The organism is Nostoc sp. LPT (assembly GCF_017115165.1).
GTDB lineage: Bacteria > Cyanobacteriota > Cyanobacteriia > Cyanobacteriales > Nostocaceae > Nostoc.
Genome location: NZ_JABXKF010000100.1, coordinates 1 through 11,084 on the forward strand (window position 1 = coordinate 1; position 11,084 = coordinate 11,084).

11 protein-coding genes are annotated in these 11,084 nt (G+C 40.8%); 3 read left to right on the forward strand and 8 right to left on the reverse strand.

Features of this window, described 5'->3' with window-relative positions; translation table 11 throughout:
• Nucleotides 1-80 precede the first annotated feature (80 nt).
• The 5 genes from HWQ58_RS19335 to HWQ58_RS19355 all read right to left on the reverse strand — a co-directional run bounded on the left by HWQ58_RS19335 (nt 81) and on the right by HWQ58_RS19355 (nt 4,998).
• Nucleotides 81-503, reverse strand: a complete 423-nt coding sequence (locus HWQ58_RS19335) for a hypothetical protein (protein WP_292866025.1) — start codon at nt 501-503, stop codon at nt 81-83.
• Nucleotides 504-980: 477 nt separating this feature from the next.
• On the reverse strand, nt 981-1,604 hold the full coding sequence (locus HWQ58_RS19340) for a class I SAM-dependent methyltransferase (protein WP_292866029.1): 624 nt from the start codon (nt 1,602-1,604) through the stop codon (nt 981-983).
• Nucleotides 1,605-1,651: 47 nt separating this feature from the next.
• The gene (locus HWQ58_RS19345; protein ID WP_292866032.1) at nt 1,652-2,146 is read right to left on the reverse strand and encodes an anthrone oxygenase family protein; all 495 of its coding nucleotides are present in this window, start codon (nt 2,144-2,146) and stop codon (nt 1,652-1,654) included.
• A gap of 317 nt (nt 2,147-2,463) precedes the next feature.
• Nucleotides 2,464-4,140 (reverse strand): alpha-amylase family glycosyl hydrolase, encoded by a 1,677-nt coding sequence (locus tag HWQ58_RS19350; protein WP_292866035.1) that lies wholly within the window; start codon nt 4,138-4,140, stop codon nt 2,464-2,466.
• A 426-nt stretch (nt 4,141-4,566) separates the two neighbouring features.
• The gene (locus tag HWQ58_RS19355) at nt 4,567-4,998 is read right to left on the reverse strand and encodes a nucleoside deaminase (protein ID WP_292866038.1); all 432 of its coding nucleotides are present in this window, start codon (nt 4,996-4,998) and stop codon (nt 4,567-4,569) included.
• A 14-nt stretch (nt 4,999-5,012) separates the two neighbouring features.
• On the opposite strand from HWQ58_RS19355, the gene HWQ58_RS19360 reads away from it, so the two are divergent.
• Nucleotides 5,013-5,936 carry a nucleoside hydrolase gene (locus HWQ58_RS19360; protein ID WP_292866041.1) on the forward strand — a complete coding sequence of 308 codons (924 nt, stop codon included), beginning with the start codon at nt 5,013-5,015 and terminating at the stop codon, nt 5,934-5,936.
• 29 nt (nt 5,937-5,965) lie between these two features.
• On the opposite strand, the gene HWQ58_RS19365 is transcribed toward HWQ58_RS19360, so the two are convergent.
• The 3 genes from HWQ58_RS19365 to HWQ58_RS19375 form a co-directional block, all read right to left on the reverse strand.
• The gene (locus HWQ58_RS19365; RefSeq protein WP_292866044.1) at nt 5,966-6,226 is read right to left on the reverse strand and encodes a hypothetical protein; all 261 of its coding nucleotides are present in this window, start codon (nt 6,224-6,226) and stop codon (nt 5,966-5,968) included.
• 270 nt (nt 6,227-6,496) lie between these two features.
• Complete coding sequence (locus HWQ58_RS19370; RefSeq protein WP_292866046.1) at nt 6,497-8,137, reverse strand: toll/interleukin-1 receptor domain-containing protein; 1,641 nt, start codon at nt 8,135-8,137, stop codon at nt 6,497-6,499.
• Nucleotides 8,138-8,159: 22 nt separating this feature from the next.
• Nucleotides 8,160-8,711, reverse strand: a complete 552-nt coding sequence (locus HWQ58_RS19375; RefSeq protein ID WP_292866049.1) for an NUDIX hydrolase — start codon at nt 8,709-8,711, stop codon at nt 8,160-8,162.
• A gap of 131 nt (nt 8,712-8,842) precedes the next feature.
• Between HWQ58_RS19375 and HWQ58_RS19380 the strand changes: the two genes are divergently transcribed.
• Entirely contained in the window at nt 8,843-9,895 is a 1,053-nt protein-coding gene (locus tag HWQ58_RS19380) for a dipeptide epimerase (RefSeq protein ID WP_292866052.1), read from the forward strand.
• Nucleotides 9,879-10,925: a DUF1611 domain-containing protein gene (locus HWQ58_RS19385; RefSeq protein WP_292866056.1), complete on the forward strand. Its 1,047-nt coding sequence runs from the start codon at nt 9,879-9,881 to the stop codon at nt 10,923-10,925. Before HWQ58_RS19380 ends, HWQ58_RS19385 begins: the two co-directional genes overlap by 17 nt.
• The last annotated feature ends 159 nt before the right edge of the window (nt 10,926-11,084 follow it).

Genomic DNA, 11,084 nt, shown 5'->3' on the forward strand with positions numbered 1-11,084 from the left:
TGCTAGATGCAAGTTTTCAGCTTACCTGCTTTGTATACCAATTAGATAGCTAGGGAAGATGATGCCTTCGCTTGGTTCAATCACTGTGGTTTATTTCCCCCCTGAAAATTGTTAACCGAAAATCCTAGTTCATACACGCCGCCTTTTCCAGAAAACCTGAATTCAAAGTAGCCAGTTGTTCCATCAAAGTAAATTCCGCCCTCTTTGATTGTGCCTGGATCGCTACCGGGAGTTTGGCGTATGGGTATGGGTGTAAATTTGTCGTCGCCACTAGGATCGTATTCCCAGAGTGTAAAAAACAGAGGATCTGATTTAGTTGCCGGATCGTTTTCGAGTAGTTTGCCTGGGAAGTCGTAGTCAAACTTGTCACCAGCATCAAAACTATTATTCAGTGTTTTCTTAGAACTATCCTCAACTCTGTAATAGATTTCATCATTATTATCACCACCACGTGGATCTTGCTCGTCGATACATTTTATATATGATAAGTAGACTTTAGCCATGATGCTTATTCTCCTTCAACATTTTTTAGATGCTATTTTAGACTTGAGCTTTGGCTAGTTTGCGGAGCGAAACCCAAAAGCTCTACAGTAATTGAGATAGGGCAAAATTCAGTCAATCGCAAGGCTTAATTACTTTTGAAAAGATATCATCTTGATCAATCGAAGTGCTGAATCCAGTCATAAAATTTCATATTGACTTAATACAAGCGTCTCCGATCCATGAAATTTGCTCATCTTTCTACACCTTATGATATAATTTTTACCGCATCTGAATCGGAACCACTATAGGCTTATTCATCCTCAAAGTTATTCCTCAACTCGCATAATTGGCGTATGTTTTCAGGCTTGATCGAATATTACTAAGAAAAGCTCTCAGCTATACAGAGTAAACATTTAAACTTTTCATCAATGAGTAGTGAGTGGGCAGGTCAAAGCGATCGCATTATTACACTAGCTGAAACCCAGCCAAAATTTTCTTCACTTTTTCAACAAGATTGATACTAGTCTTGGTGGTTTATTTTTATCTTGTTCATGCCACCATTCTTTGAAGTCCTCAAGTAGGAAACCATGAACTTTCGCTGTGTTAAAAAAGTCTGATAAATGATGTATAAATGCCGGAATTTCAATGAACTCTTGCTGTCTTTGAAAATTAGCTTTTGTTCCTTGATATTGCTTAAATGGATGAAGCTCACAGATAAAAAAGTATCCTCCTTTGACTAATACACGAAATGCTTCTGAAAATATCAAGCTGAGGTCTTCGATATGTTCTAGAACAAGATTACAAGTGACCAAATCGGCAGATTCATTGCGACAAGTCCATTGCTTAGTGATGTCTTCTGTAATAAACACCACATTAGCTGACCTTACTTTCTCTTTCGCCTTTTCGATCATCTGTGCTGAAAAATCGATCGCACAAACTTTCAGAGCAATTTGTGAAAGCAAAAGCGTATTTTTACCTGTGCCACAGCCAATTTCCACGACTGATTTACACCTCAAACCCATCAAGGTTTCTCTGGTGACGATTTGATCGAGATCGCGCGTCAGATTTTCGTCAGCATCGTATGTGCCTGACCAATTATCGTATGCTGCTTGAATACTCATATAGCTTCATTTTGCCGAGCAAAGGGTATCATACATATTCATCATTTCTATCTCATCGTGCGATCGCACAGTGCGAGGGTGAGTGCTGCCGCAAGTGCCGCTATTGTGCGAACATGGTTCCAGAACGTCCAGTTGGTAAGATATCTAGCCCATAGGTTCGCGCCTTCAGTGCTATCCGGTTTGGCGATCGCTAAGGCATCATTCAGTGGCACATTGAACGCGATCGTCACTAGAACAGTGCCAATGAGATAAAGCAGGCTACCGATAAGCAAATAGGCAGCGCCAGGTTGATCCCACTTTAACACTGAGGAAACCGCTAGAAAAATGCAAGCCACAGCCGTTCCGAAAAGTGCCACCATGAACAATGGATTGATCGCAGTGATATTGATGGATTGCATAGCGATAATGCCCTCCTTTGGCTGGAGTCGTGCAAGGGCATTGATCACGAAAGTCGAGAAGGCAAAGAAGACGCCAGCCACAAGCCCACAGCCTAGTGCTGTGAACAGCGTTAAAGGGAAGCGCAAATTGTCAATAATTACCATAAAGCCTCCTGTTAATTACTGCCCAACGCCTTGTTCGCAGATGGTGTTATGTCACAATACGCTTGGGTTAAGGGTTATTGGTGTAGATGATTGGTCTTTCAAGACGTGATAAATCGCGTCTCTACATCTGGGTTTTGGGCTGATCCGATGGACATGATATTATTTTATTTGCTGTTGCTCCCACAATCACTCTTATTACTTTGTTGCGACGCAAGCAGTTTGTTTTACCAGCGATGGCTGCGCCAACACCTCCGGTGAACGCACTGCTTGCGACAATGTATTTACAACCTTTTGACACCTACGATCCACACACTACATTACTGTGAATCTGAAACAAATATCTTAGCTGTATAGCTTGGTAAGTCAGTGACTAAACCATCCTCTCCAGATTTCACTTCTTGATTGCTAACCCAATCTCGCCAATACTCAGCAGTTGGAAAGCCTGAAATTTTATATTGATTTCGATTTTGGTCAGAAAAATTTGCCACGACAACGACATGAGAATTATGCTCATCCCAACGGGTGTAAGCTAGCACTTTCTCGGCTGCATTTTCGTAGAAAAACTTAATATTGTCACTTTGCAAAGCTGGAGTTTGCTGGCGTAAACCAATCAGCTTTTGATAATACTCAAATAAATCATGATTTTGGTCGCTTGACAATAGAGACCAATTAATCTTGCGCGGCTTAGTCACATCTTCGCTTTTTTGCTGATATTCGCCAAACTCTTCTCCCATCCACAGCATCGGTATACCCATCGCTGTTATTAACAGAGCAGCTGCTAACTTAGCTCGTTCAAATGCGGCTGCGTCAAAGATGCCGCAATTGCCTAATTCTCGTAATACACGTTCGCGATCGTGGGTTGCCAAATAATTGATGACATTGGTAGCGATCGCATAACCCTGCTGTTTGGGATCTAAAATCTGCTTGAGTTGTTCTAATTCAAATGATTTACCACAAATATATGGAATTAGAAAGTACCGAAAACTCTCATGCCAACAAGCATCTAATGGGCCATCTGGCTGGACTACAGTGTTTGTATCGGGAATGTGTTCAGCAATGTTATAAAACTGTTTGGGTGCAGCATAGTTTTTCGCTTGTTTAGTCAGCCAGTTGAGAAATTCAAAGTTAGCCAATTGCCGCACTGCATCAAAGCGAATTCCATCAATGTGATACTCCTGAATCCAAAATTTTACCACATCGCCGATGTATTCCCATGCAGGCTTAATATTTAAGTTTTTGTCGTAATTATCATAGTTAAACTCTGGCCCCCAGTAATTATCTGGGTCTTCAGGATAATGCTTATGTTCGTAGTACCAGTAATTTCGGTCAATTAGTATTAAAGGGCATTCCTCATCTGTGTGATTATAAATTCCATCCATCAAGACGCGAATGCCTCTACCATGACACTCGTCAATCAACCGCTTTAAATCTTCTGTTGAACCGTAACTAGATTCTGTAGCAAAGAAGTGGCGAACTTTATAGCCCCAGTTATAATCACCAGGGTACTCATTAACTGGCATTAATTCAATTGCATTAATTCCCAATTCGCAAAGATAATCTAACTTAGCAATTATTCCTAGATATTTGCCTCGTTTGTCAGAGTCAACTTCGTCACCAGTAAAATCGGCAACGTGCATTTCATATATTACTAGTTCCCGGTTATCAGGCAATGGTATTTCATCATGTTGCCAAATGTAAGTATCAACAATGCGTTGCCCATCTTGAATGCGTACTATGCCGTATTTTTCTGTTTCATTAACATCTGTTGCTTTGGGATCAATTATATCTATCCATTCATCAAGTGCAAAATTTGGGCTTTTGGTTTGAATGCGAAATTTATATTGATAAACGCCGTCTTCCAGTTTGATTTTGGTGCGAAAATACCCATCTTCACCTTTTGACATTGGAATTTCTTTCCAATCTGAAAAAGACCCAATTAAAGCTGCTCCGTTGTTGCGAGGAGCAAATAATGTAAATTCAGTTAAATTTGCCATTTTCACACTTTTAAATTTTAGCTAGTTACAGTCACTAAAATTATTGTGTAATATAAAATAATTTGCAGCTTCTTTCTTAAGTATTATCCATATTTTCCTATTGTGCTGGACTTAAACCAGATATTGCGATCGTTATGATTAGTAGGGGTACAATGACTATCTAAATCATAACTAATTATGCGGACATGATATGATAGTTTTGCTCAATTGTCTCTGGGGTTTCGCTCTCAAAAGCCATTCCATGCGTTCTGGGATTAAATGTCTATTGAAAGACAGTAAACGCAGTGGCTTTTCCAGGCATCACATTACTCTATCTACTGGCTGATTTTAAAATACCTATCCTTAAAAGGTGGATAGTGGGTAGTGGGGAGCAGGGGAGGATAATTAATGACAAATGACAAATGACCAATGACCAATGACCAATGACTATTTACCAATATCTTCATTCCAAAGTTCGGGGTTAGTTTCAATAAACTCACTCATCATTTGTTCACATTCGTCAAGATTAAGATCAATTACGTTCACACCGTGAGATACCATAAATTCTTTAGCACCAGGAAAAGTTCTAGATTCTCCGACGATGACTTTTTTAATGCCAAATTGTACCACTGCCCCAGCGCACAGGTAACACGGCATTAAAGTTGAATAGAGTGTTGTACCTCTGTAGCTGCCAACTCTCCCAGCATTGCGGAGACAATCGATTTCGGCATGGGTGACAGGATCGGCGTCTTGCACACGTTTATTGTGTCCTCTGCCAAGAATTTTGCCATCCTTGACCAGAACCGAACCAATGGGAATTCCACCTTCTTGTCTGCCTTGTTTTGCTTCTTGAATAGCAACTTCCATAAACTCATCCATATAATTCTCCTTTTATGACAAAACAACTTGTATTAATGGATCACGATGGCGGTGTAGATGATTATCTGGCAACTATGCTGCTGTTAACGATGGATCGTATTGAACTCCTTGGTGTTGTCGTCACTCCAGCAGATTGTTATGTCCAACCGGCTGTTAGCGCCACACGTAAAATTATAGATTTGATGGGATTTTCTCATATCCCGGTAGCAGAAAGCACTGTGCGCGGTATCAATCCATTTCCAACTCTCTATCGCCGTGATTCGTTTATCGTTGACCATCTCCCCATTCTCAATCAAAGCCAAACCATCACTACGCCTCTGGTTGCCGAAAAAGGTCAAGATTTCATGATACAGGTGTTACGAGAGGCATCAAGCCCCGTAACGTTGATGGTAACTGGCCCTTTGACGACGGTAGCAGTGGCTTTGGACAAAGCACCGGAAATTGAAGCGAAAATTCACAAGATTGTGTGGATGGGGGGTGCGTTAAATGTTGGTGGTAATGTGGAAAAAAGTTTAGAAGCTGGACAAGATGGTTCTGCCGAATGGAATGTTTATTGGGACGCAATTTCAGCAGCGCGGGTATGGCAAACTCAAATTGAAATTATTATGTGTCCATTGGATTTAACTAACAATGTCCCAGTCACATCGGAGTTAGTATACAAAATGGGACGACAACGCCACTATCCCATCTCTGATTTAGCTGGACAATGTTATGCACTAGTTATTCCCCAAGATTATTATTTTTGGGATGTGTTGGCAACGGCCTATTTGGGACATCCAGAATTTTATCAATTGTGTGAATGGGAAACAGAAATTATCACCACTGGTCTTAGTCAAGGGCGTACAAAAGTAGTTCCTGGTGGTCGGAAAATATATGCAATGGATAAGGTAGATAAAAAGGCTTTTTATGATTATATTTTGCGACAATGGGCTAGGTAAAAAACTAAAAAACTAGCTGGCGTGGATACTCAAACTTGTGCCTGCACAACAAAATCCTCAACTTGTCTGATTCGATGCCAATCAATGGCAGCAACCCACAACTTCTCCTCTTCGGAGAACTGCACCACTCCATCAACTTCCAAATCCTCGCTATATACCGTGAGCAACTGTCCATCTCGTAGCTCAATACTTTGATTCGCCAAGTCTTCGATTGTACCAATACAATTCAAACGCAAACGCCCTTTAGCATCAGCATTATGAAAATCTGCAAAAACTCTAGGGGTAATCATTATAGGCGATCCAAACTATAACTGCTATATTGCTGGATTAGGAACAGTAGGTGTAAGGAGTTGACTAATTTGTTGCGGGTTTAAACCCCTCAATGTTGCATGATGAGCACTTCTACCGGATGTTCGGATTACATCACCACCTGCTTGGCGAATCTCGCTATGCGTAACTATAAGAATCCTAATCATTTATGAGATAAAATAGCTGAAAGGCTTAAAAATTCGTACTTTTAATCTCGTATTTTCTCAAGTTTGAATTTGGATTGCCATCTGCTATTTAGGTGTCGCCATTAAGTAAAGAAGTTTGTCATTAAAATGGAGATTCTGCAATTCAGGAGGTGGAGGAACAGGCGGTGGCCCTTCTATGATTACAGGAATAATTTCGGGGGAACGCAATCCATCAGAACCTTGTCTTTCAAGAGCATACAATACTTCTTTAAGCACCCACGGTGATTCTTTCGCAGCAGTAGACCAAAATAGTAGAAACAGATCGCACTCATCAATGTTGCGATAAAGTTCTTGCTCCCAGCGATCGCCAGGTTCTAAATTAAGGATATCTTGAAAAACTGTAATACCACTTACAGCTAGTCCCTGCACCCTTTTAAGAACTTCTATCCGATCTTTAGAAGAGTAAGATACGAATGCTTTTCTATAATGTCGAGCAACTTCTCCTACTAGCTGAGGGTCTTTGGATGTAGAAGATGCAGAAGGAATAATCGATAACTTGAATTTTAGATGACCAAGGGGAATTGTATTTTGGCTTACAGTAACAGTTCCAATGACTGTTTTCTGAGTGATATCAGCAGGAACCGTGACCCCAAATTGAATAGAATCTGCTCTACCATTCCAACTCAACTTTTGAATTGGATCATCTACTTCTAGTTTTGGAATGGACAGGTTAAAAGTTAGTTCACTTCCCCGTTTAATAGGTAATCCTAAACTTCTTGCTCCTAACTGTTTAGCATCAGGATCAAATTGTTGAGCATTCTGTTTGGCAAATTCAACTTGTTCAGGAAGATGAACAAAGACTTGGATAAGGAACATATCGCCTGGAGTTACAGAAGAAGGACTGAACACACTGCAATCCACCAAATCTTTCGTTATATCAGCAGGTTGTGAAGATCGTTTTTGAATAGTTGGGGTTTCTTGTAGTTGCGCTTTTAACTGCTTAATAACTTCTTCTTCATCCTTGATATCGCTACTATCCCAACCCAACTCACTTACTGGAACATTACTATTTGCTTCTACGTTTAACTTAATAGGTTTACTATCAAAACCGTCACCCAAAAATTTCAAGGCTTTACGAATATTTTCTAAGTTGATTTTAGTCGGTAACAGCTTCTTCCAAAAACTTGTAGAGCCTTGAGTCTGGGATGCTTCCGTTCTAGGTTGGTATATTACCGAGTCTTCATTTGATGTCGTTGATCTAGGTTGGTATAGTACCTTGTCTGGTGGTTTATTTGATGTCGTTGGTCTAGGTTGATATATTACCAAGTCTGGTGGTTCATTTGAGGTCGTTGGTCTAGGTTGGTATATTACCGAGTCTGGTGGTTCATTTGATGTCGTTGGTCTAGCTTGGTATATTACCGAGTCTGGTGGTTTATTTGATGTCGTTGGTCTAGCTTGGTATAGTACCTTGTCTGGTGGTTCATTGGATGTCGCGGATCTTGGAGTGTATTCAGATAAATCCTGTAAAACAGATATCTTAATATACTTCTTACGGACAAACCATGTATCTTTGCCCTTGATAGACTTTTTTAAAGTAATTCTGTAATATTCTTCCTCCTCAGCATAAGAAATTACCTCCAAGACACTTTTGACTTGAATGAGAAGTTTTTCATCTTCAGCTAGTTCCGCTAACTCACTTGGACGAAATTTCAGGAAAGTATCAGCAGTTACTGTAAAGACAAACATAATAATTACTCTTAGATGATTATTAAAAATTTAGCAAATTTAAACCCAAAAAGAGAGCCGCTATAGTTCCTGCAACAGAAATTTCTCTCTGAATAATTTTATCTAAAACTGATTCTACGGGAATAAATACAACTTCAATTTCTTCTGTAATATCTAGTTGCTGCTCTCCAACCTTGCTCACATTTTCTGCTAAAAATAAATGTATTTGATTGGTGTCTTTACTCGGCTTATCGTATAGAGTTGCGATTTTTCTAAATTCTTGGGGAATATAACCAGTCTCTTCTCTCAGTTCTCTAATTGCCGCTACCTCTGCACTCTCTTTTGCAGGATCGAAATTCCCTGCTGGCAGTTCCAAGAAAAATTCACCTACGGCGTGTCTATATTGCCGCACAAAAATAATTTCTCTATTACTAGTGATAGGTAAAATCATTGCAACATCAGGCTTAATACTGACAAAATAATCATCTATAATTTTACCATTCGGTAATTCTATTTCATCTTGCCTTACCTGACACCAAGGATTATCTAAAACCATTTTTGATTTTAAAATCTTCCATTTCTTTAAGTTGTTCATAAACTAAATAAAAAATAAAATGTATGTATAAAAAATTTGTAATGAATGTAAAAAAGTATAACAGATGCATCTGATAATCTAAACTTTAAACTTACACTGACTTTGGCACCAGCATAATATGTATAATAAATATGCAAATAAATGTAAATTTATTTACTGTAAACAAGAGATTTCCGTTGACTATTAGTCGGGGTACAACGGCACAGACAACAAATGTATGGGTGAGGATTTCACAAAATGATATCGAAGGGTGGGGGGAAGCATCGCCATTTGGTGTGGGTAATCATCGGCAATCAACTGATGCAATCAAAGATGCCCTACAGCAAGTTGTGCCACTGTTACAAACATTCAGCCCTTTACAACGTCAGGAAATTGAGCAAGTTTTAACAAAAAACCAGGTTCCTTCTGCTGCAAGAGCTGCCTTAGATATGGCAATGCACGACTGGTTGGGTAAGCGCGCAGGTTTACCTTTGTGGCAACTTTGGGGACTTGATCGCAATCAAATAGTCCCGACTTCAGTCACAATTGGGATTAATTCACCTGAAGGTGCTAGGGCGAGAGCGCGAGACTGGTTACAATTTACCGATGTCCGCCTTTTTAAGGTGAAGTTAGGTAGCCCAGATGGCATAGATGCAGATAAAAAAATGCTCTTAGCGGTGCGAGAAGAAGCACCTGAATTAGAATTTTTTGTTGATGCCAACGGGGGTTGGAGTTTAGAAGGTGCGATCGCCATGTGCAATTGGCTGGCTGATTTAGGTATAAAGTATGTAGAACAGCCATTGCCACGGGGGCAAGAAAAAAGTTTAGCAAAACTCAAAGAACACTCTCTCCTCCCCATCTTTGTCGATGAAAGTTGTTTCACCAGCGCCGATATTCCCGATTTGGCAAATTACGTGGATGGCATTAATATCAAACTAATGAAATCAGGGGGGCTAACAGAAGCAATGCGAATGGTACATACAGCACGAGCATATCGGTTGCAAGTAATGTTCGGTTGCTATTCTGACAGTTCGCTAGCTAATACAGCAGCATTACAGCTGGCGCCACTAGCTGATTATTTAGATTTAGACAGTCACCTTAACTTAATTGATGACCCTTTTACGGGTGCATTGCTAAAACAAGCAAAAGTTTTGCCAAACGATTTACCAGGTTTGGGAGTACAACACAGTGCGTCTACCACTTAATCAACGAGTAGCTATCTTGCTGCATGAGGGAATTAGCGGGCATCACGGCAAAACAGGGCTAGCAATTTTACGTTACAGTGAAGCTCCAATCGTAGCCGTAATCGATCGCGAGTGTGCTGGTAAATTTCTACCAGAATTAACAGGTATCAAGCGTGATGTGCCGATTGTGGCATCGGTAGCCGCAGCCCTAGAGTACAAACCAGAAGTTTTAGTAATTGGTATTGCCCCAGGAGGTGGTGCTGTACCAGATGATTACTGGCTAGAAATCAAAGACGCTTTAGAAGCGGGAATGTCGCTGGTGAATGGTTTACATACACCAATGGCAAGTATCCCAGAATTAAATGCACTGCTCAAACCAGGGCAACTAATTTGGGATGTACGAAAAGAGCCGTCTAATATTAGTGTTGCTAGTGGAATGGCACGTACCCTTCCGTGTCGGCGGGTGTTGACAGTGGGAACCGACATGGCGATTGGTAAAATGTCAACTAGTCTAGAGTTACATTGGGCGTCAAAACTGCGGGGCTGGCGTTCTAAATTCCTGGCTACAGGACAAACTGGGGTGATGTTAGAAGGAGACGGCGTGGCTTTAGATGCCGTGCGGGTAGATTTTGCTGCCGGTGCTGTGGAACAAATACTCATGCGCTATGGCAAAAACTACGACATCTTGCACATTGAAGGACAAGGTTCGCTGCTACACCCTGGTTCAACGGCAACTCTACCCCTAATTCGTGGTTCCCAACCAACCCAACTAGTTTTGGTACATCGGGCGGGACAAGTTCATGTACGTAATCATCCCCATGTCATAATTCCACCTTTACCAGAGGTGATTCGGCTTTATGAAACTGTTGCTAATGCTGCTGGTGCTTTTGGAAGTGTTTCTGTAGTGGGTATAGCGCTGAACACAGCCCATTTAGATGAGTCTGCGGCTCAAGAAAGCATCGCTCAAACAATAGCAGAAACGGGGCTACCTTGCACCGATGTAGTCCGCTTTGATGCCAATGTACTTTTAGATGCGGTGATGAATAATTAACGTGAGTTCGACGAGTGCTATTTTGACCTCTCCCCCAGCCCCTCTCCTACGAGGAGAGGGGAGCAAAAACCCTCTAATCTCGTTACTCCTCCCTCGCCTTTTAGGCTACCGTGTACACACAAGTCGAATTTCTTCTTAAATCCCAAAGATTACCTACTT

Excerpts from the sequence above, each read along its gene's own strand:
- HWQ58_RS19375 (WP_292866049.1), bottom strand. The coding sequence starts at position 8,711 with ATGAACAACTTAAAGAAATGGAAGATTTTAAAATCAAAAATGGTTTTA.
- HWQ58_RS19350 (WP_292866035.1), bottom strand. The coding sequence starts at position 4,140 with ATGGCAAATTTAACTGAATTTACATTATTTGCTCCTCGCAACAACGGA.
- HWQ58_RS19380 (WP_292866052.1), top strand. The coding sequence starts at position 8,843 with ATGCAAATAAATGTAAATTTATTTACTGTAAACAAGAGATTTCCGTTG.
- HWQ58_RS19355 (WP_292866038.1), bottom strand. The coding sequence starts at position 4,998 with ATGGATGAGTTTATGGAAGTTGCTATTCAAGAAGCAAAACAAGGCAGA.
- HWQ58_RS19370 (WP_292866046.1), bottom strand. The coding sequence starts at position 8,137 with ATGTTTGTCTTTACAGTAACTGCTGATACTTTCCTGAAATTTCGTCCA.
- HWQ58_RS19335 (WP_292866025.1), bottom strand. The coding sequence starts at position 503 with ATGGCTAAAGTCTACTTATCATATATAAAATGTATCGACGAGCAAGAT.
- HWQ58_RS19360 (WP_292866041.1), top strand. The coding sequence starts at position 5,013 with ATGACAAAACAACTTGTATTAATGGATCACGATGGCGGTGTAGATGAT.
- HWQ58_RS19345 (WP_292866032.1), bottom strand. The coding sequence starts at position 2,146 with ATGGTAATTATTGACAATTTGCGCTTCCCTTTAACGCTGTTCACAGCA.
- HWQ58_RS19340 (WP_292866029.1), bottom strand. The coding sequence starts at position 1,604 with ATGAGTATTCAAGCAGCATACGATAATTGGTCAGGCACATACGATGCT.
- HWQ58_RS19365 (WP_292866044.1), bottom strand. The coding sequence starts at position 6,226 with ATGATTACCCCTAGAGTTTTTGCAGATTTTCATAATGCTGATGCTAAA.